This is a genomic window from Pseudomonas sp. GD03903 (assembly GCF_029840045.1).
Taxonomy (GTDB): domain Bacteria; phylum Pseudomonadota; class Gammaproteobacteria; order Pseudomonadales; family Pseudomonadaceae; genus Pseudomonas; species Pseudomonas pseudonitroreducens.
In genome coordinates this window covers 93830-114276 of record NZ_JAOCBT010000002.1, presented here as the reverse complement: position 1 = coordinate 114276, position 20447 = coordinate 93830, and the positions used below count along the sequence as shown (strand labels likewise).

Here is a 20447-nt window from a genome sequence, read left to right as displayed (position 1 = left end):
TAGGAGCGAGCTTGCTCGCGAAGCGCTTGATGCCTCGTCGTCCAGGCCCGGCTCGCGAACCCGCCAGGCACCGCGGCCCCAGGCAGAATCGTCGGCGGGCGCGGTGATTAAGGTCCTGCTCGCAAAGATCGAACAAGGTGTAGACATCCCTGTCGAGACCATCTGCTCAAGTTCAGCACCGGCCCGGCCATCCATGGCCGGTCGTTCGTGGGGCAACGCATGCGTTGCCAGAGCCCCCACTCACCCGCGTGGATGATGCTGCGCATGCAGGTCCTGCAGACGTGCACGGGCAATATGCGTGTAGATCTGCGTGGTCGACAGATCGCTATGCCCCAGCAGCATCTGTACCACGCGCAGGTCGGCGCCGTGATTGAGCAGATGGGTGGCAAAGGCGTGGCGCAAGGTGTGCGGCGACAGGCTTTTGCCGATGCCGGCGACCTTCGCGTGCAGCTTGATGCGGTGCCAGAAGGTCTGCCGGGTCATCTGCTCGCCACGCAGGCTGGGGAACAGTACGTCGCTCGGCCGGCCAGCCAGCAGATCACCGCGCGCCTCGCGCACGTAGCGCTCGATCCAGCGGATCGCCTCCTCGCCAAGCGGCACCAGACGCTCCTTGCTGCCCTTGCCGAGCACACGCACCACGCCCTGGCGCAGATTCACCTGCTCCAGGGTCAGGCCGACCAGTTCACTGACCCGCAGGCCGCAGGCATACAGCACCTCCAGCATGGTGCGATCGCGCAGCCCAAGCGGATCATCGGTCTCCGGCGCCGCCAGCAGCGCTTCCACATCCGCTTCGGACAGCGACTTGGGCAGCGGCTTGCCCAGTTGCGGCAGGTCCACCAGCAGCGTCGGGTCTTCGCCGATCAGGCCCTCGCGCAGGCAATAGCGGTAGAAGCCACGCACGCCCGACAGAAAGCGTGCCGTGGAGCGCGCCTTGTAGCCCTCGCCCAGGCGCCAGGCCAGATGATCGAGGATCACGTCGCGACCCGCCGCCTCCAGCTGCACCCCACGCTTGTCGAGCCAGCCATTGAACAGGGCCAGGTCGCTGCCATAGGCGCTGCGGGTATTGTCGGAGAGGCCTTTCTCCAGCCACAGGGCATCCAGAAAACGATCGATCAGGGGATGGGGAATCGGGGTCATTTCGCGCCATGAAAAAGGAAAAAGCAGCGGCGGTAGTCTTTCATAGACAGCATCCCCCTCACCACTCCTGCCACTTCCCCGGACGGTCCATGGACGAACACAGCACCTATTACGCCTTCGCCGGTATCGGCATCGCTGCCCTCCTCAGCCAGTGGCTGGCCTGGCGCCTGCGCCTGCCGGCGATTCTCTTCCTGCTGCTGAGCGGCATCCTGGTGGGCCCGGTCCTGCATGTGCTGTCGCCGGAAGCGCTGTTCGGCCCGCTGTTGTTCCCCGTGGTATCCCTCGCGGTAGCCCTGGTGCTGTTCGAGGGCAGCCTGACGCTGCACCTGGACGAGTGGAAGGAAATCGGCACCGTGGTACGCCGCATGGTGACCATCGGCGCCCTGGTCACCTGGGGCGTGATTGCCCTGGCCACCCACTACCTGCTGGACTTCACCTGGGAGATGGCGCTGCTCTTCGGCACCCTCACCCTGGTCACCGGCCCCACGGTGATAGTGCCCATGCTGCGCGTGGTGCGCCCCAATGCCACCATCGCCAACATCCTGCGCTGGGAAGGCATCGTCATCGACCCCATCGGCGCCATTCTCGCCGTGGTGGTCTACACCTTCATCGCCGCCAGCGACGCAGGCTCCGGGTGGACGGACAGCCTGCTGACCTTCATCAGCGTGATCGGCTGCGGCATCCTCTTCGGCCTGTTCGGCGGACAGGCGCTGGGCGTCGCGCTGCGGCGCCACTGGCTGCCGGACTACCTGCACAACCTGGCGTCACTCTCGGTCGTCCTCGGCGTGTTCGTCCTGTCGAACACCGTGATGTCCGAATCAGGGCTGCTCGCCGTCACCGTGATGGGCCTGCGCATGGCCAACATGCAGGGCGTCGACGTGCGGCACATCCTGCACTTCAAGGAGAACCTCAGCGTCCTGTTGATCTCCGGCCTGTTCGTACTGCTCGCCGCGCGCCTGGACCTGCCGGCCCTGCTCGGCCTGGGGCCGATAGCCCTGCTGGTGCTGGTGCTGATCCAGTTCGTCGCACGACCGCTGAACGTCATGATTGCCACCGCCGGCTCCACGCTCAACTGGCGCGAACGGGCACTGCTGAGCTGGATTGCTCCCCGGGGAATCGTCGCCGCGGCAGTCTCGGCGATCTTCGCCATCCGCCTGCAGGAAGCCGGCCACGCCCAGGCCGGCGTGCTGGTGCCGCTGACCTTCCTGGTGATCATCGGCACGGTGATCCTGCAGAGCGCCACCGCGAGACCGCTGGCGCGCCTGCTGAAAGTCGCCGAGCCGGTGCCCACCGGCTTCCTGATCATCGGCGCCAACCCGGTGGCGCGCGCCATCGGCGCCGGCCTGCAGAACGCCGGCGTGGAGGTATTGCTCACCGATTCGAGCTGGGAGAACACTCGCGCGGCACGGATGGACAACCTGCCCACCTACTTCGGCAACCCGGCTTCGCAGCACGCCGAGGCGCACCTGGACCTGATCGGCCTGGGCCACCTGCTGGCCCTGTCGCCGAACGCCGAACTGAATGCGCTGATGTGCATGAGCTTCCGCCACGAGTTCAACCCCCGCCAGCGCTTCATCCTGCCCAGCAGCCAGGACAGCCGCCGCAGCGAGAAGCATCGGGTCAGCGACCGCCACCGGGGCCGCCCACTGGGCCAGTCGGCGGTGACTTACCCACAGATGGCCGGATTGATCGCGCGCGGTGCGGAGATCCGTTCGACGCTGCTCAGCGAGAACTTCGGCTGGGAGGACTACCAGGCCCTGCACGAAGGCCGCGCGCTGCTGCTGTTCGCCAAGGACCCGAACGGCCGCCTGCATATCGCCACCCCCGAGCGCCCGCTGGCGCCCGACACCGGCTGGACAGTGATTTCGCTCATCGAGGAGGCGCCTGGAAACACGTCGAGTACGAACGAAACGGCGCAGGCCGTAACAACCTGACGACCGGCCATGTCTGCCTATCTTAAGACTGGTGACAGAATGTGTCTGACAGACAATGATTGCACCACGCCATCATTGCGCCCCACGAAGCCCACGCCATGTCCAGTCAACAGAACTCCCGTCTCGGCCAGATCCTTGTCAGCAAGGGCCTGATCACCTCCCACCAGTTGGATAAGGCCATCCAGCTCCAGCTCACCAATGGACTGCGCCTGGGCGAAACACTGATCCAGCAGGGCTGGATCAGTGAGCGCCAGCTCGGTCGCGCGCTGAAGAAGCAGAACAACCTGCGCCTGGCGGCAACGCTGGTCGCCGCCCTGCTCAGCCCGTTCCAGCTGGCCAGCGCCGACGTGCAGCGCCAGGCGCCGACGAGCATCACCCGCCACGAAGCGCCCAAGGGCCTCAAGCCGTTGAGCGACCGCGAGATGAGCGACGTCAGCGCCCAGGGTTTCGATGACACCCTGCAGAGCCTGCTGGTCAGCGCCGAGAGCGGCGATGGCGTCGGTGCTATCAAGCAGCTTTCCCGACTGGTGATGCCAGTGGTCGACAGCCTCGACGCCGAAACCTCTTTGCACGACGTCCAGTACGACACGCTGCACGCCTCCTCCAGCCTGAATGCTGACGGATCGATCAACGTGCGCCTGCCCAGCTCCATCGGCGAGGTGCGCTTCGACAACATCCGCGTCGCCGGCGCGCCGAAGACCCAGAGCATGGGCAGCCTGAGCCTGCAGAACATCGACCTGTCCCAGGCCTCGCTGAAGATCAGCCTGCGCCACTGACGCGTTGTCTTTGTAGGAGCGAGCCTGCTCGCGAACAGCCCGGCGCCGAATTGGCCGGCGAAAAGCTTCGCGAGCAAGCTCGCTCCTACAGAAGGCGGATAGGCATGAAGCAAGAAGGCGCCCAAAGGCGCCTTCTAGCGTTTCAGGCCTCGAAGCCGGGCAGGACCGGCACCGGGCGCTTCTCGTCGTCGATGGCGACGAAGCTGAACAGCCCGTGGATGGCCTTCTCGCGGCCGTCGGCGGACATGCTCTCGACGAACACCTCCACCTCGACCTTGAGGCTGGTATTGCCCACCTTCACCACCCGGCCGATCAGCTCGACGATGGAGCCAGCGGGGATCGGATGCTTGAAGTCGATGCGGTCGGTGGACACGGTCACCAGCGGCAGCCGGCAGAAACGCGTCGCGGCGATGAACGAGACTTCATCCATCCAGGCCAGGGCGGTGCCGCCGAACAGGGTGTTGTGGTGATTGGTGGTGGGCGGGAAGATCGCCTTGGTCACGCGGGTTTCGGAAAGCTCCGTACGACGGAGGATTTCCTGCTCTCTGGGGCTCATGCCACTGCTACCTGATGCAATGAGGGTGGCTGCCGGTGCTGCGGGTATTGTGCTTCTAATGCGCTGCCGGGGCAGAAGGGACGCCGAATTGACGGGCGAAAAACGACGGGCAAGAAAAAAGCAGCCCGTAGGCTGCTTTTTTCGGGAACAACCGGCGAATTAGGCCAGTTTTTCCTTGATGCGCGCTGCCTTGCCGGACAGTTCGCGGAGGTAGTACAGCTTGGCCTTGCGCACGTCGCCGCGACGCTTGACGGAGATGCTGTCTACCAGCGGGCTGTAGGTCTGGAAGGTACGCTCAACGCCTACGCCGTTGGAGATCTTGCGAACGGTGAAAGCGCTGTTCAGGCCGCGGTTACGCTTGCCGATCACGACGCCTTCGAAGGCCTGCAGACGCTGACGGTCGCCTTCCTTCACTTTAACCTGGACGATTACGGTGTCGCCGGGGGCGAACGCCGGAATCTCTTTGCTCATCTGTTCAGCTTCGATCTGCTGAATGATCTTGTTGGTCATTTCGTGCTCCTAAGACAAGCGCTCGGCGCTCGCCATCGATACGTTAACTATCGTTCCGCTGGCGGATGTATTCCTCCAGCAGCTTTTTCTCTTCTCCAGAAAGCGAGCGGCAATCCAGAAGATCGGCACGTCGTTCCCAGGTCCTGCCTAAGGACTGCTGCAAACGCCAGCGCCGGATGTGTTCGTGGTTGCCGCTGAGCAGCACCTCAGGAACACGTTTGTCTGCGTACACCTCGGGTCGGGTGTAGTGCGGACAGTCGAGCAGGCCATCCGTGAAGGAGTCCTCCTCGGCGGAGTCCACGTGGCCCAGTGCACCGGGCAACAACCGCGTGACCGCGTCAATCAGCACCATGGCCGGAAGCTCACCCCCGGACAGGACATAATCGCCAACTGACCATTCCTCATCGACATGCTCTTCAATGAAGCGCTCGTCGATGCCTTCGTAACGCCCGGCGATCAGGATCAGACGTTCCTCGTTCGCCAGTTCTTTCACGGCCGCCTGCGTGAGCTTGCGACCTTGCGGCGAAAGGTAGATCACCTTCACCGGTCCGCCTGCGGCTTGCCGGGCATCGCCCAGTGCGCCTTCGAGCGGCTTGATTTTCATCACCATGCCGGGACCACCGCCGAAAGGCCTGTCATCCACCGTCTGGTGACGGTCCTCGGTGTTGCTTCGCGGGTTGAAGCACTGCAGCTGGATCAGCTCCTGCTTTACCGCGCGACTCGTGATGCCATAGTCGCTGATGGCGCGAAACATCTCCGGAAAGATGCTGATTACTCCTATCCACATCGGCTGAGGGCTCTCATCCACATGGGTTAGAAGTCCGCGTCCCAGTCCACCCGCATCTCGCCGGCTTCCAGGTCCACCGCCTGCACGCACTGATCCGTATACGGGAGCAGGCGTTCACGGTCGTCCAGGCTGCCTGCGCAGGGCTTGACTACCATCACATCGTTGGCGCCGGTCTCCAGCATGTGGTCGAGAATTCCGAACAGTTGCCCGTTCTGGTCGATCACCTTGAGACCTTCCAACTGACTCCAGTAGAACTCGCCATCGTCCAGCACCGGCAGCTCGCTGCGCGGGACCAGGATTTCGAATTCAGCGAAGGTGCGGGCGATCTCGCGATCATCCAGTCCCTTCAGCTTCGCGACCAGGACATTGCCCTGCACGCGACCTTGAACCAGCTCAGCCTGTCGAACTTCGTTGCCACGCTTGAGCGTCCAGCGGCGATAGTCCAGCAGGTTGTCCAACGGATCGGTAAAGGAATACACCTTCACCTCACCACGAATACCGTGCACCGATACGATCTTGCCGAGAACAACCATCTCCTCGGCGGGAGCAGGATTCGTGTTCATCGATCTCAGGCAGCCTTGGCGGCGTCCTTGATCAGCTGAGCAACACGCTCAGACGGTTGAGCGCCTTGGCTCAGCCAGTAGTTCAGACGCTCCTGGTTGACCGAGAACTTGACTTCGGCGCCAGTGGCGACAGGGTTGAAGAAGCCGACGCGCTCGACGAAACGGCCGTCACGAGCGTTGCGGCTGTTGGTCACGGTCAGGTGATAGAACGGGCGCTTCTTGGAGCCGCCACGAGCCAGACGAATGGTTACCATGCGTACGTTGTTCCTATGGTTTGCTTGCAAAAAAGAAATGCAGCCCTCGGGCACAGAGCCCGAAAGGCCGCATATTCTATGAGCTAAAGCCCCGCGCCGCAAGCCGCAGCGCGTCCGGCCCGCCGGGCGGCGAGCCGCCCGGGCTTACATCTTGGGCATGCCGCCGGGGAACATGCTCCCCATGCCGCGCATCATCTTGGCCATGCCGCCCTTGGCGGTGACCTTCTTCATCATCTTCTGCATCTGCTTGTGCTGCTTGATGAGACGACCAACGTCCTGCACCTGCGTACCAGAACCCATGGCGATGCGGCGCTTGCGCGAACCGCTGATCACTTCCGGATCACGGCGCTCGGCAGGGGTCATGGAGTTGATGATCGCCTCCATCTGCTTGAACTGCTTCTCCGCCGCATTCTGCGCGTTGCCCATCTGCGACAGGTTGACGCCGCCGAGCATCGGCAGCTTGTCCATCAGGCTGCCCAGGCCGCCCATGTTCTTCATCTGCTGCAACTGGTCGCGGAAATCTTCGAGATCGAAGCCCTTGCCCTTCTTGATCTTCTTCGCGAGCTTCTCGGCCTTCTCGCGATCCATGTTCTGCTCGGCCTGCTCGATCAGGCTGAGCACGTCGCCCATGCCGAGGATGCGCGAGGCCACGCGGTCAGGGTGGAACGGATCGAGCGCTTCGCTCTTCTCGCCCATGCCGAGGAACTTGATCGGCTTGCCGGTGATGGCGCGCACGGACAGCGCAGCGCCGCCGCGGGCGTCGCCGTCGACCTTGGTCAGCACCACGCCGGTCAGCGGCAGCGCATCGTTGAAGGCCTTGGCGGTGTTGGCGGCGTCCTGGCCGGTCATGGCGTCGACCACGAACAGGGTTTCCACCGGCTTGATCGCCGCGTGCACCTGCTTGATCTCGTCCATCATGTCGGCGTCGATGTGCAGACGACCAGCGGTGTCGACGATGACCACGTCGATGAACTTCAGCTTGGCCTCGCGGATCGCCGCTTCAGCGATGGCCACCGGCTTCTGGCTGGTATCGGAGGGGAAGAAGGTCACGCCGATATCGCTGGCCAGGGTTTCCAGCTGCTTGATCGCCGCCGGGCGATAGACGTCGGCGGACACCACCAGCACGGACTTCTTCTTGCGCTCCTTGAGGAAGCGCGCCAGCTTGCCGGCAGTGGTGGTCTTGCCCGCGCCCTGCAGGCCGGCCATCAGGATGACCGCCGGCGGAGCGGCATTGAGGTCGAGGTCTTCGTTGGCCGCGCCCATCAGCTCGACCAGCTCGGCCTGGACGATCTTCACGAAGGCCTGGCCCGGGGTCAGGCTCTTGGAAACCTCGGTGCCGACCGCGCGATCCTTGATCTTGGCGACGAAGTCCTTGACCACTGGCAGGGCCACGTCGGCCTCCAGCAGGGCCATCCGCACTTCGCGGAGCGTGTCCTTGATGTTGTCCTCGGTCAGCTTGGCCTTGCCGGTAACGTGGCGCAGCGTTTGCGAGAGGCGATCTGTAAGGTTTTCGAACATGCGCGATCCTAATCGGGCCCGGTCGGGCCAAGGTTTGGCTTGTCAGCAAGCCGGCGATTATAGCGAAGTGCGGCCAGCGCCAACACCGCCGATGATCCCGATGTGACGGAGCGCTTCGCAGGCCAGAAGCGAACTGTTCTCAGCGGCTTTCTAGGCGCGGGCGATCTGTGCCAAACTCAGCACCTTTCGGGTCCCCCGTCGAAGGACTGTTTCAAGGACTTATGCAACCTCTGCTGCCCAGCCTGATCGCCGCCGTCCTTTATATCGGCACCACCGTCTACCAGGGCGCAAGCCTGGCCCGTCGCACCCCGCCGCAGAAACCGCTGCTCCTCCTGCTGGGCCTCGTCGCCCTGCTCTGCCAGGCGTACAGCCTGAGCCAGGAGCTGCTGACGCCCGCGGGCCTGACGCTGGACTTCTTCAATGCCGCCAGCCTGATCTCCGCCGCGGTCACCGCCCTGACCCTGCTGGCCTGCCTGCGCATTCCGGTGCACAACCTGCTGATCTTCCTTTATCCGCTTGGCGCGCTGACCACCCTGCTGGCCGCGCTGATGCCCCACGGCACCATCGAGCCGATCAACGAGCAGCCCGGTATCCTCGCCCACATCCTGCTGTCGATCCTGGCCTACGGCCTGCTGACCATCGCCGTGGTCCAGGCGCTGCTCCTGCTGGTGCAGGACCATCAGCTCAAGCACAAGCACCCATCGGGCCTGATTCGCAACTTCCCGCCCCTGCAGACCATGGAAAGCCTGCTGTTCGGCTTCCTCTGGGGCGGCTGGTCACTGCTCTCGCTGTCGCTGATCTCCGGCTGGCTGTTCGTTGACAACCTGTTCGCCCAGCACCTGGCGCACAAGACCATCCTGTCCTGCTTCGCCTGGATCGTCTTCGGCGTGCTGCTGTGGGGTCGCCACCAGCTCGGCTGGCGCGGCCACAAGGCGATCCGCTGGACCCTGGCGGGTTTCTGCCTGCTGATGCTGGCCTACTTCGGCAGCAAGCTGGTCAAGGAATTCATCCTGCACATCTGAGGCTAACGGCGGCGCCCGAGCGCCGCTGAAGGATATGCGCGCATGGAAGAGATCCACCCCGGCTACCTGATCGGCCTGCTGGTCTTCCTGATCCTCTGCTCGGCATTCTTCTCCAGCGTCGAGACCGGCATGCTCAGCCTCGACCGCTACCGCCTGCGGCATTTGTCCAAGCAAGGCAACCGTGGCGCGCGGCGCACCAGCTGGCTGCTGCTGCGCACCGACCGGCTGCTGGGCACCATCCTGATCGGCAACAACTTCGTCAACATCATCGCCTCGTCCCTGGCGACCCTGCTGGCCCTGCGCCTGTGGGGCGAGGCCGGCGTGGCCATCGCAACCATCGCCCTGACCCTGGTCCTGCTGATCTTCGGCGAGATCACCCCAAAGACCTACGCGGCCCTGCGCCCCGAGCGCGTGGCCTTCCCCGCCAGCCTGCCGCTGATCTGGATGCAGAAGCTGTTCAGCCCGCTGCTCTGGCTGATGACCGGCATCAGCAACCTCCTTCTGCGCCTGGGCGGCCTCGACCCGACCCAGCGCGGCAACAAGCCGCTGAGCAACGACGAGCTGCGCAGCGTGGTCACCGACTCCAGCGAGAAGCTCACCCACAACCGCCAGGACATGCTGCTGAGCATCCTCGACCTGGAAAAGATCACGGTGAACGACCTGATGGTGCCGCGCAACGAAGTCCAGGGCATCGACCTGGACGACGAGCTGGAAACCATCATCGGCCAGCTGCGCAACACCACCCACACCCGCCTGCCGGTGTTCCGCAACGATATCAACCAGGTCGAGGGCGTGGTGCACATGCGCCAGATCGCCCGCCTGCTGACCCACAACCAGTTGACCAAGGACAGCCTCAAGGCCGCGTGCCTGGAGCCCTACTTCGTGCCCGAGAGCACGCCGCTGTCGACCCAGCTGATCAACTTCCAGAAGCAGAAGCGGCGCATCGGCATCGTCGTCGACGAGTACGGCGAGGTGATCGGCATCATCACCCTGGAAGACATCCTCGAAGAGATCGTCGGCGAGTTCAGCAACCAGAACACCCTGCGCAACCCGGACATCCATCCGCAAGCGGACGGCACCTACGTCATCGATGGCTCGGCCAACCTGCGCGACGTCAACCGCGCGCTGGGCTGGCAGCTCCCCAGCGATGGGCCGAAGACCCTCAACGGCCTGGTCACCGAAGCGCTGGAGCAGATCCCCGACTGCGCGGTATGCCTGAAGATCGGCCGCTATCGCCTGGAAATCCTCCAGTCCGGCGAAAACCGCGTGAAAAGTGTGCGCGCCTGGCTGCCTGGCGCTCCGCCTAGAGAGCCTTACGCCGACGAGCTTGCCTGAGCCGCCCTGCCCGCCCCTATAATCCAGGCGGCTTACCCAGCCTCCCGCCTGTGCCCGCCGCTACCCGCGACGCTGCACCGGCCAGTCAATCGCACGCCCCGCCGAGCCTCGACCCCGCGTCGTTGCCTTGCGAAGCAGCCGGCCTCGCCCCGACCCGCCGCGAGCCGCGCCCACCCTGCCCCGATCCCGGGCCGCGCTCGCACTCGCGCCATGGCGATGCCTCCTATGACGCTGGACATGACCAGAGAGTCGTCGCCAGCCGTGACTGCCAGGGATATTCCCCGTATGACCAGCGCCACCCTCGAAGCCGCACAACCGGCCGAACAGACCAACTCCACCACCCGCGTCGCGGTAGCCAGCTTCATCGGCACCGCCATCGAGTTCTACGACTTCTACGTCTACGCCACTGCCGCCGCGCTGGTGATCGGCCCGGTGTTCTTCCCGCAGACCTCCGGCACCGCCCAGGCGCTCAGCGCCTTCATCACCTTTGGCATTGCCTTCCTCGCTCGCCCGTTGGGCTCGGCGCTGTTCGGCCACTTCGGCGACCGCATCGGGCGCAAGTCGACCCTGGTGGCCTCGCTGCTGCTGATGGGCATTTCCACCACCCTGATCGGCCTGCTGCCGGGCTATGACAGCATTGGCGCCTGGGCGCCGATCCTGCTCTGCGTGCTGCGCTTCGGCCAGGGCCTGGGGCTGGGTGGCGAATGGGGCGGCGCCGCGCTGCTGGCCACGGAGAACGCGCCAAAGGGCCGCCGCGCCTGGTTCGGCATGTTCCCGCAGATGGGTCCGTCGATCGGTTTCCTGGCTGCCAACGGACTGTTCCTCTGCCTGGCCATGCTGCTCAGCGAAGAGCAGTTCCGCGCCTGGGGCTGGCGCATCCCGTTCGTGCTCAGCGCGGTGCTGGTCATCGTCGGCCTCTACGTGCGCCTGAAACTGGTGGAGACCCCGGTGTTCGCCAAGGCCATGGAGCGCCACGAACGCGCCAGTCTGCCGATCGCCGAGCTGTTCTCGAAGCACTGGCGGCCGACCCTGCTCGGCGCCCTGGCAATGGTGGTGTGCTACGCCCTCTTCTATATCTCCACGGTGTTCTCGCTGAGCTACGGCGTCAGCACCCTGGGCTACAGCCGCGAGGACTTCCTCGGCCTGCTGTGCATTGCCGTACTCTTCATGGCCGCCGCCACGCCGGTGTCCGCCTGGCTGAGCGACCGCTTCGGGCGCAAACCGGTACTGATCGTCGGCAGCCTCGCTGCCATCGCCTCGGGCTTCGCCATGGAGCCGCTGCTGAGCCAGGGCTCTTCGGTGGAAGTGGCGGTGTTCCTGTCGCTGGAGCTGTTCCTCATGGGCGTGACCTTCGCCCCCATGGGCGCACTGCTGCCGGAGCTCTTCCCCACCCACGTGCGCTACACCGGTGCTTCAGCGGCCTACAACCTGGGCGGCATCCTTGGCGCCTCGGTGGCCCCTTACATCGCGCAGAAGCTGGTTGGAATGGGCGGGCTCAGCTGGGTCGGCGGCTATGTGTCGGTCGCGGCGGCGCTCAGCCTGCTGGCGGTGTTGTGCCTGCGCGAGACCCGCGAGGATGATCTGAACGACATCCGCTGAGGGAAATGCCTGCGGGAGCGCGCCAGTCGGCTCCCGCAAGTCCCGCCGTTTCAGAGCTGGGCGACGTGCCCGCCGCCCTGGTGCTCTCGCAGATAAGGCAGCACGGCTCCCAGCAGCGGCTCCTTGAAGTCCTCCTGGAAACGGTGCGCCATCCCGGGAATCAGCTTGAGCACCGAACCGCGGATGTGCGCCGCCACGTGCACGCCATGCATGACCGGCAGCAGCGGGTCGGCGGTACCGTGGACCACCAGGGTCGGCACGTTCAGGCGATTGAGCAGCTCCACGCGGCTTGGCTCGGCGAGAATCGCCAGCATCTGCCGCTGCACGCCTTCGGGGTTGAAGGCACGATCGTAGGAGCGCGCCGCCTGCTGCAGCAATTGCTGGCGATCATCGCGCACTTCGGGGCTGCCCAGGGCAGCCAGCAGATCGGCCTGCTGCTCAATGGCCTGCTCGCGGCTGGCCGCTTCACGTCGGGCAAGCAGGCGCAGCAACGCCTCACTGGGGGCCGGCAGGCCTTCGGCGCCGGAACTGGTCATCACCAGCGTCAGGCTGATCACGCGGTCGGGCGCCATGTCGGCCACATGCTGGGCGATCATCCCGCCCATGCTCGCGCCCAGCACGTGGGCGCGCTCGACATGCAGGGCGTCCAGCAAGTGCAGCGCGTCGCCGGCCATATCCGTCAGGCTGTAGGGCGCGCTAACGGGCAGGCCGAGACGATAGCGAATGACCTCGTAGGTCAGGTTGCCGCTGGGCGTAGGAACACGCCAGGACGACAGGCCGACATCGCGATTGTCGTAGCGGATCACCCGGAAGCCCTGCTGGCAGAGCGCCTCGACCACTTCGTCCGGCCAATGGATCAACTGTCCGCCCAGGCCCATGATCAGCAGCAGCGTCGGGTCCTGCGGACGGCCGATGCTCTGGTAGGCCAGGCGTACATCGCCCAGGTCGACCAGTTCGGTCGGCACCCGCGCATCGCAGCGCTCTGCGGCAACGGCCCGATCGGCAATAAGAGAGAGAGAGGACAGGCCGCAGAACAGAGCGGCTGCCAGCAGAAAAGCACGCATGAGTGAAAATCCGGAACGCAAAACCCCAGTTGAGCGCGATTCTGATGAATTTCCGTCGCTCGCTCTGCCACAGGTCCGTGACAGTTTGATGAAAGGTGCCGAGCGGTCACCGACAGCTCTTCCCATGACTGGGGTCAAGGGCGCCAGGCACCTTCACTGGTGAAGATAGGAACCCCCCGCTCGGAAGCCTCGCCATGGCCTACCCCATCGTTCTCACGCTGCACCTGTTCGCCGCGATCTTCTTCGTCGGTACGGTGTTCTTCGAAGTGCTGATCCTGGAAAGCATCCACCGTCAGGTGCCGGCGCGGGCGATGACCCAGGTGGAAGCGGCGCTGGGCCGGCGTCTGCGCCGGGTGATGCCCTGGGTGATCCTGACCCTGTTCGGCAGCGGCCTGGGCATGCTGCACCTGCGTTATGCGTCGCTGCTGGCCAACCCGCTGGGCTCGCCCTTTGCCACTCTGCTCAGCCTCAAACTGCTGCTGGCCGGCAGCGTGCTGGGCCACTTCATCTTCGCCATGTATTCGTTCCGAGCCGGGCGCATGACTGGCCAGCGCTCCCGGCGCATCCACTACAGCGTATTCGCCCATGTGCTGCTGATCGTCCTGCTGGCCAAGGGCATGTTCTATCTGAGTTGGTGAGGCCGGACCGGCAAACCGTGCTGGTGAAGCGCCAGCAGCCGGCTTATCATGAGAGCGACTCAACTGTTACGCCGTTTCATCAAGATTTCCTCATATTGAGGCGAGGCCGCGCCATGCTAGAACTCCGTCACCTGAAAACCCTGCATGCCCTGCGCGAAGCCGACAGCCTGGTGGAGGCAGCCGAGCGCCTGCACCTGACGCAGTCCGCCCTGTCCCACCAGTTCAAGGAACTGGAGGAACGCCTCGGCCTGTCGCTGTTCATCCGCAAGACCAAACCGGTGCGCTTCACCAGCGCCGGCCTGCGCCTGCTGCAACTGGCCGACGCCGTGCTGCCGCAATTGCGCGGCGCCGAGCGCGACCTGGCGCGTCTGGCCGGCGGCACCGCCGGGCGCCTGCACATGGCCATCGAGTGTCATAGCTGCTTCCAGTGGCTGATGCCGACCATCGACCAGTTCCGCGACGCCTGGCCGGAAGTGGAGCTGGACCTTGCCTCCGGCTTCTCCTTCGCCCCCCTGCCGGCCCTGGCCCGCGGCGACCTCGACCTGGTGGTGACGTCCGACCCGGTGGAGATCGCCGGCATCACCTACGTGCCGCTGTTCACCTACGAGGCACTGCTGGCGGTGGACAACCACCATGCGCTGGCCGGCAAGTCCTGCATCGTGCCGGAAGACCTGGCCAACCTGACGCTGATCACCTACCCCATCGAGCGGGATCGCCTGGACATCTTCACGCGCTTCCTCGAACCGGCCGACGTCGAACCGGCCCAGGTGCGCACCTCGGAACTGACAGTGATGATGATGCAACTGGTGGCCTCGGGACGCGGCGTCTGCAGCCTGCCCAACTGGGCGCTGCACGAGTACAGCTCGCGAGGCTATGTAACCGCCAAGCGCCTGGGCGAGAAAGGCCTGTACTGCACCCTGTTCGCCGCCATCCGCGCCGACATGCTGGATGCGCCGTTCATGCGCGACTTCCTGCTGACCGCCAAGGACACGTCCTTCGCGACACTGGAAGGGGTCAGCGCGGCAAAGCAATGACCTGATACCGGAAACTCTTCGCAGAGTGCGAATCGCGGACCGCCAGCGCCGCAACGTTGCTGGCGGCCTGCGAAGTCATGGCTATAAGAGTGGTCGACCATTCTTGGGAGAATTTCCGGTGCTCAAAGACTTTCCACCCAGTTATTTCTCGCTGGTCATGGCGACTGGCATCGTGTCCCTGGCTTGTCACCTGGTCGGCCTGCAGCCAGTGGCGCTGGGCCTGTTCTGGCTGAACATCCTGCAGTACGCGCTCTGCCTGTCGTGCAGCCTGTATCGGCTGGCCCGCTATCCGCGGCTGATGTGGCAGGACCTCACCCACCATGCGCGCGGCCCCGGCTTCCTTACGCTCGTGGCCGGCTCCAACGTGCTGGGCGTGCAGTTCATCGTGCTGGCCAACCAGCCCGCCATCGCCCAAGCCCTGTGGCTGTTGGCCGGGCCGCTGTGGCTGCTGTGCATGTATGCGATGCTCGCCGGCGTCACCCTCACCCAGCACAAGCCGACCCTGGAACAGGGCCTGAACGGCACCTGGCTGCTTTGCACGGTGTCCAGCGCCTCGGTCTGCGTACTCGGCAGCTACCTGGCGACGCGCTTTGCCGATCCGGAACTGATCCTCTTCGTCTGCGTGGCGGCCTATATGGTTGGCATCATGCTGTACGTACTGATCATGTCGCAGATTCTCTACCGCTGGCTGTTCCTCGACCTGGAGGCTGGAGAGCTGTCGCCGTCCTACTGGATCAACATGGGCGCCCTGGCGATTTCCACACTGGCCGGAGCACGCCTGCTGACAGCCGGAGCCGACAGCGTGCTGGTCCAGTCGCTGGCACCCTTCATCCTCGGTCTGTCAGTCTTCGTCGGCGCTTTCGCCTGCTGGTGGATTCCCTTTCTGCTGCTGGTATTCGTCACTCACCGGGTGCGCTACGGAATCGGTATCCATTACGACCTGCAGAACTGGTCGGTGGTGTTCCCGCTGGGCATGTTCTGCGTTGCCTCGTTCAACTTCCTGCCGCTGGTGCACCAGCAGGTGTTCCTGCCGCTCATCCAGGTTGTTGCCTATATCGCCCTGGCCGCCTGGGCCCTCACCTTCATCGGGTTGCTACGGCACTGCCTGCACACTTCTGCACGTATCCGCTGAGCGCCTGTTCCCTGTTCCGCAGGAAACCAATGGGAACACCCCCGCCCTCCCGACGGGCAAAAAAAAAGGCCCGCCAAGACTGGCGGGCCCGAAGTTAACGATTGACTAGTCGATCAATCATCACCGCAACGTGTAGGAACACGCCGCGGAATGCATGATCCAAGAGCCAGGATATTTCTCCAAGCCCGATCGTCTGCGTAGGAACACTCCGCGTAACTTTGCGAAATCGGCCACAGCGTCAGCAATTTCCCTCACCAACATTCGCGGGCTCGGTGCGCACCAGGGCGCCCTCCTGCCGAAAAGACCGTGGCAGACGGCTCGGGCTACTGGCGCATCGCAAAAAAAAGGCCCTTCCTCGCGGAAGGGCCCTGGGGACCTAAGTCAAGAAACGGCTTGTTGTCGTTATGCTTGCCGACGCCACGCGATGGGGGGCGCGGCGCTGGAAGAATCATCGATCAAGCCGATAGCGTGGGAAATATAGCTACATCAAAAAAGGAATTTTCCCAGGCGACTTGAGACTTTTTTCTCAAATCCAAGGACCCATGCCCTGACTTTGGAGCAAGTCTGCATCATCTCGCCCAGGCCTCAGGTCGCCTTCGCGTCAGCAGCCTTCGTATGCTCCTCGACCCATTGCTTGTCGCGCTCCCACACACGGGCGAACGCCGGACGCGACGTCACCAGTTCGACGTAGCGTTCAAACACCGGCAGCTTGGGCACCACGCCGAAGCCGATGGTCCAGCGCAGGGCCGCACCCCATAGCACGTCGGCAGCGGTCATGCGGTTGCCCAACAGGTAGGGGCCGGTTTCCAGTTGTTCGGCAATCGCGCGCATCACGCTGTCGTAGTCGCCATAGGGGCTCATGGCCTGCGGCGCCGCCTCGCGCTTGAGGGCGCGGTCGACGATGGCCGGCTCGAAGCTGGAGCCATAGAACACCAGCCAGCGCAGGTAGGGACCACGCAGCGGGTCATCGAGGGCGGGAGCGAGGTTGGCCCGCGGGAACAGGTCGGCGAGGTAGATGAAGATGGCGCCCTGCTCGGTGACCAGCGATTCGCCAATGCGGATCGCCGGGACCTTGCCCAGCGGGTTGAGCGCCAGATATTCCTGCTTGCGCTGCTCGCCGGCCTTCATGTTGATCAGTTCGAGGTCGTACTCGGCACCCAGCTCCTCCAGCAGCACCAGGGTGCCGCTGGAACGTGTCTGGGGCGAATGGTAGAGGGTGAGGCGGGGCATGGCGGGTCTCCTCGGTCTTCACGGCTCGGAGTCCCCAGCATAGCCCCGCGCGGGGCTCACGCCTCCTCGAAATGCATCTCCGGTGGTTGCTGGCGGAAGCCGCCGGTGATCACCGCGAGGTAGATCACGCCGAGCACCAGCCAGGTGGCGCCGAGCCAGATCGCCAGATGGTCGAGGCTGACCATCAGCCACAGGTCGGCGAGCAGGCCGATCAGCGGGAACAGCAGGAACAGCACCAGCTCACGCAGGCCGCGACGTTCGGCCTTCAGGTAGTAGTGGAAGATCACCGAGAGGTTCACCAGGCTGAAGGCGAGGAAGGCGCCGAAGTTGATGAACGAGGTGGACGTGGTGACGTCCATGTGCAGCGCCAGCAGGGCCACCACGCCGCACAGCACGATACTGTTCACCGGGGTCTCGAAGCGCTTGCTGATGCGCCCGAAGAACGGACGCGGCAGCACGCCGTCGCGGCCCATGGCGAACAGCAGGCGCGAGGCGCTGGCCTGGGCCGACAGGCCGGAGGTGAACTGGCCGACGATCAGGCCGATCAGGAAGAAGCTGACGAACAGGTCGCCACCGATGTTGCGGGCAATTTCGTAGGCGGCGGAATCGGCGTTCTGGAATTCCACCGACGGGTGCGCCAGCTGTACGAAGTAGCTGGCGGCGATGAAGATGCCGCCGCCGATCAGGGTGATCAGCAGGATCGCACGCGGAATGGTCTTGCGCGGCTCGTGGGTTTCTTCGGTCAGGGTACTGACCGCGTCAAAGCCCAGGAACGAATAGCAGGCGATGGCCGCGCCACCCATGATCAGCGGCAGTTGGGTGCCTTCCTTGAGGAAGGGCTCCAGGGTCCACAGCGGACGGCTGCCGTCGCCCATGATGTAGTGGATGGCCAGGCCGACGAAGGCAATCAGTACAAGGAACTGCACCAGCATCAGCACGCCGTTGATGTTCTTCGCCAGGCGCAGGCCAACGACGTTGATCGCGGTGGTCACGCCGATGAAGGCCAGTACCCACAGGGCCTGGGGTACGGCAGGGAAGGCAGAATGCAGGTAGGCCGCGCCGATCAGCCAGATCGCCATGGGCAGGAACAGGTAGTCCAGCAGCACCGCCCAGCCGGCTAGGAATCCCAGCTTCGGGCTGATCGACTTGCGCACGTAGGTATAGGCCGAGCCGGCAACCGGGAAGGCGGCGGCCATGCGCCCGTAGCTGAGCGCGGTGAACAGCATGGCGACAGAGGCCACGAGGTAGGCCGAGGGGACTACGCCACGGGTGACGTCGGCGAGGATGCCGAAGGTGCCGAGGACGATGATCGGGGTCATGTAGGCGATGCCGAACAGCACCACCGAACCCAGCGACAGGGTTCGTTTGAGTCGAGCCATTACTGCTTACTCCGCGTTGTGTTTGTTATGGCAGTACAAGTTGCTGGCCTGCGCTCACCCGCAGGCCTCGCGGGCGCTCAGGTCGCCCGTCGATAGTGGAATAGCGCTGTATCGGCGCGGCCCTGCGCCCCGGCCCCCTTGCAGCGGAGCCGGAAGGAAACTCAGGCGGGAATGATCAGCTCGCGCAGGCCGTCTGCGTGCTCACGCATCTCGCCGGGCAGCACGAAGCGGCGCTCGGCCAGGTAGCTGTAGTCGCGGCGCGATTGCGCCAGGCGTTCGAAGTCCAGCTCGACGATCTGCCGGCACTCTTCGCGGCCGGCTTCGACGATCAGTTGGCCGTAGGGGTCGACCACGGCGCTGCCGCCAGCAAAGACCAGGCCGTCATCACCTTCGCCGACACGGTTGACCATCACGGCGTAGGCCTGGTTTTCCATGGCGCGGCCCATGATCGCGGTGCGGTGGGTAGGGCCGTAGGGGTCCATGTTGCCGTTGGTCACGATGATCAGCTCGGCGCCCAGTTGGCCCAGGGCGCGGGCGGACTCGGGGAACTCGATGTCGAAGCAGATCACGATGCCGACGCGGATGCCATTCCACAGGCAGGTGGCGTAGCGGTCGCCGGGGGTGAAGATGCCGCGGTCCGACGCCCACAGGTGCGTCTTGCGGTACTTCATGGCGATGCCTTCGGGGGTGATCAGCAGCGTGGTGTTGTAGAACCGGCCATCGTCAGCGGCTTCGGCGAAGCCCACGGCGACGGCGATGCTCTTCTCCCGCACTGCACGCTGCACGGCCTGCACGCTGGGGCCGTCGATCGGCTCGGCGATGGCGGCGATGTTCGCCTCGGTGGGGAAGCCGGTCAGCTGGGTCTCGGGGAACACCACCAGTTGGGTGTCGTCGGCGCAGGCGTGGATGGCCTCCAGGGTGCGGGCCAGGTTCCAGGCCACATCGCCATCACGGCCGGCGAGTTGGACGAGTTCTACTTTCATGGGGCTTCCTCGGATTCTTGTCTTTGCGGTGACCGGGCGCTGTCGGTCAGAATGCGCACCGCGCCGGCTCAAGGCATCCAGCGAGTATGCCGGGCGTGCCATCACCGGGTAATTACGCCCGCGTGGTAACCCATCGGGGGTAGAGTCATGAGCCTTTCCCTTCAGGATATCGCCTGGCACCGCGCAGTCGGGCAGCTGATCGAAGCGCTGGACAAGCCGAACTTCTGGACCTCGCTGGTGCGCCTGCTGGGCCAGTATGTGCCCTTCGACAGCTGGGTCGTGCTGCTTTTCAGCAATGGCAGGCCACAGGTGTTCGCCGAATGCCCCGGCGAGGACGGCGGCCCCGACTCGCTGTTCCAGGACTACCTCAAGGGCCTCTACCTGCTCGACCCGTTCTACATCGCCAGCCGCGAGGCGCCCGGCAGCGGGCTGTTCCGCCTGGACGACGTGGCGCCGGAAATGTTCGAGCAGACCGACTACTACCAGCGCTACTTCAGCCTCAACGTGGTCGCCGACGAAGTGCAGATCAACGTGCAACTCGACGGCGAGCGCACCCTGTGCTGCTCGGTGGGCAGCAAGGGCCGCTTCACCCCGGAGCAGATCGCCCTGCTCGCCCTGGTGCAGCCTTGGGTTGCCGGCCTGATGCGCCAGCGCATGGCCTTCGAGCGCGAAGTGCAGGAAGCGCCGCCGCCCCCGCGCTGGCAGAACCGCCTGGAATCCACCGCCCAGCAGGTGGAAACCCCGCTCACCGCCCGCGAACTGGAAGTGGGCCGGCTGATGCTCAGCGGCTGCTCCAGCAAGGAAATCGCCCGCAAGCTGGCGATCTCCGCCGAAACGGTGAAGGTCCACCGCAAGCACATGTATTCCAAGCTGGGGATCAAGTCGCAGTCCGAGCTGTTTTCGCTGTTCCTGCAGGCGCAGGGCTGAGGCTGCTTGCGTAGGATGGCGTGGAGCGCAGCGATACCCATCAATCGCTGCCGGGACAGCATGGGTATC

Annotated in this window: 20 protein-coding genes; 9 read left to right on the top strand and 11 right to left on the bottom strand. The window is 64.6% G+C overall.

The window, feature by feature from the left end; translation table 11 throughout:
• Positions 1-240: 240 nt before the first annotated feature.
• Entirely contained in the window at positions 241-1137 is an 897-nt protein-coding gene (gene xerD / locus N5C91_RS03050; RefSeq protein WP_236171796.1) for a site-specific tyrosine recombinase XerD, read from the bottom strand.
• A gap of 89 nt (positions 1138-1226) precedes the next feature.
• On the opposite strand from xerD, the gene N5C91_RS03045 reads away from it, so the two are divergent.
• Both N5C91_RS03045 and N5C91_RS03040 read left to right on the top strand, forming a co-directional pair.
• Entirely contained in the window at positions 1227-3071 is a 1845-nt protein-coding gene (locus tag N5C91_RS03045) for a sodium:proton antiporter (protein ID WP_236201454.1), read from the top strand.
• Between the two features lie 98 nt (positions 3072-3169).
• Positions 3170-3847: a hypothetical protein gene (locus N5C91_RS03040; protein WP_236171800.1), complete on the top strand. Its 678-nt coding sequence runs from the start codon at positions 3170-3172 to the stop codon at positions 3845-3847.
• A 142-nt stretch (positions 3848-3989) separates the two neighbouring features.
• On the opposite strand, the gene N5C91_RS03035 is transcribed toward N5C91_RS03040, so the two are convergent.
• From N5C91_RS03035 to ffh, 6 genes are all read right to left on the bottom strand, one after another.
• Positions 3990-4403, bottom strand: coding sequence for an acyl-CoA thioesterase (locus N5C91_RS03035; protein ID WP_026079396.1), 414 nt, complete (start codon positions 4401-4403; stop codon positions 3990-3992).
• A 159-nt stretch (positions 4404-4562) separates the two neighbouring features.
• Positions 4563-4913, bottom strand: a complete 351-nt coding sequence (gene rplS / locus N5C91_RS03030) for a 50S ribosomal protein L19 (RefSeq protein ID WP_017522234.1) — start codon at positions 4911-4913, stop codon at positions 4563-4565.
• Positions 4914-4956: 43 nt separating this feature from the next.
• Positions 4957-5700, bottom strand: a complete 744-nt coding sequence (gene trmD / locus N5C91_RS03025) for a tRNA (guanosine(37)-N1)-methyltransferase TrmD (protein ID WP_024766884.1) — start codon at positions 5698-5700, stop codon at positions 4957-4959.
• Between the two features lie 26 nt (positions 5701-5726).
• The gene (gene rimM / locus N5C91_RS03020; protein WP_169937128.1) at positions 5727-6263 is read right to left on the bottom strand and encodes a ribosome maturation factor RimM; all 537 of its coding nucleotides are present in this window, start codon (positions 6261-6263) and stop codon (positions 5727-5729) included.
• 5 nt (positions 6264-6268) lie between these two features.
• Entirely contained in the window at positions 6269-6517 is a 249-nt protein-coding gene (gene rpsP, locus N5C91_RS03015) for a 30S ribosomal protein S16 (RefSeq protein WP_017522237.1), read from the bottom strand.
• Positions 6518-6661: 144 nt separating this feature from the next.
• On the bottom strand, positions 6662-8035 hold the full coding sequence (ffh, locus tag N5C91_RS03010; RefSeq protein WP_024766881.1) for a signal recognition particle protein: 1374 nt from the start codon (positions 8033-8035) through the stop codon (positions 6662-6664).
• 221 nt (positions 8036-8256) lie between these two features.
• On the opposite strand from ffh, the gene N5C91_RS03005 reads away from it, so the two are divergent.
• The 3 genes from N5C91_RS03005 to N5C91_RS02995 all read left to right on the top strand — a co-directional run bounded on the left by N5C91_RS03005 (position 8257) and on the right by N5C91_RS02995 (position 11991).
• Positions 8257-9057 (top strand): inner membrane protein YpjD, encoded by an 801-nt coding sequence (locus N5C91_RS03005; protein WP_236171802.1) that lies wholly within the window; start codon positions 8257-8259, stop codon positions 9055-9057.
• Positions 9058-9099: 42 nt separating this feature from the next.
• Positions 9100-10392, top strand: coding sequence for an HlyC/CorC family transporter (locus tag N5C91_RS03000; RefSeq protein WP_236201452.1), 1293 nt, complete (start codon positions 9100-9102; stop codon positions 10390-10392).
• 285 nt (positions 10393-10677) lie between these two features.
• Entirely contained in the window at positions 10678-11991 is a 1314-nt protein-coding gene (locus tag N5C91_RS02995; protein ID WP_236171807.1) for an MFS transporter, read from the top strand.
• A gap of 50 nt (positions 11992-12041) precedes the next feature.
• Here the strand turns inward: N5C91_RS02995 and N5C91_RS02990 are convergent, their stop codons facing one another.
• Entirely contained in the window at positions 12042-13055 is a 1014-nt protein-coding gene (locus N5C91_RS02990) for an alpha/beta hydrolase (protein WP_279827869.1), read from the bottom strand.
• A gap of 194 nt (positions 13056-13249) precedes the next feature.
• Here N5C91_RS02990 and N5C91_RS02985 point away from each other — a divergent pair, with 194 nt between their 5' ends.
• From N5C91_RS02985 to N5C91_RS02975, 3 genes are all read left to right on the top strand, one after another.
• Positions 13250-13693 (top strand): hypothetical protein, encoded by a 444-nt coding sequence (locus N5C91_RS02985; RefSeq protein WP_279827866.1) that lies wholly within the window; start codon positions 13250-13252, stop codon positions 13691-13693.
• A gap of 113 nt (positions 13694-13806) precedes the next feature.
• A complete protein-coding gene (gene metR, locus N5C91_RS02980) occupies positions 13807-14727 on the top strand; it encodes a transcriptional regulator MetR (protein WP_236171814.1) in 921 nt (306 codons plus the stop codon).
• Positions 14728-14845: 118 nt separating this feature from the next.
• Complete coding sequence (locus tag N5C91_RS02975) at positions 14846-15859, top strand: tellurite resistance/C4-dicarboxylate transporter family protein (RefSeq protein ID WP_279827863.1); 1014 nt, start codon at positions 14846-14848, stop codon at positions 15857-15859.
• 585 nt (positions 15860-16444) lie between these two features.
• Here the strand turns inward: N5C91_RS02975 and N5C91_RS02970 are convergent.
• From N5C91_RS02970 to N5C91_RS02960, 3 genes are all read right to left on the bottom strand, one after another.
• Positions 16445-17089, bottom strand: coding sequence for a glutathione S-transferase family protein (locus N5C91_RS02970; RefSeq protein ID WP_236171818.1), 645 nt, complete (start codon positions 17087-17089; stop codon positions 16445-16447).
• A 56-nt stretch (positions 17090-17145) separates the two neighbouring features.
• The gene (locus N5C91_RS02965) at positions 17146-18468 is read right to left on the bottom strand and encodes an APC family permease (protein ID WP_279827856.1); all 1323 of its coding nucleotides are present in this window, start codon (positions 18466-18468) and stop codon (positions 17146-17148) included.
• A 161-nt stretch (positions 18469-18629) separates the two neighbouring features.
• Positions 18630-19451 carry a carbon-nitrogen hydrolase family protein gene (locus tag N5C91_RS02960; protein WP_279827853.1) on the bottom strand — a complete coding sequence of 274 codons (822 nt, stop codon included), beginning with the start codon at positions 19449-19451 and terminating at the stop codon, positions 18630-18632.
• Between the two features lie 147 nt (positions 19452-19598).
• Between N5C91_RS02960 and N5C91_RS02955 the strand changes: the two genes are divergently transcribed.
• Positions 19599-20378 carry a helix-turn-helix transcriptional regulator gene (locus N5C91_RS02955; RefSeq protein WP_279827850.1) on the top strand — a complete coding sequence of 260 codons (780 nt, stop codon included), beginning with the start codon at positions 19599-19601 and terminating at the stop codon, positions 20376-20378.
• The last annotated feature ends 69 nt before the right edge of the window (positions 20379-20447 follow it).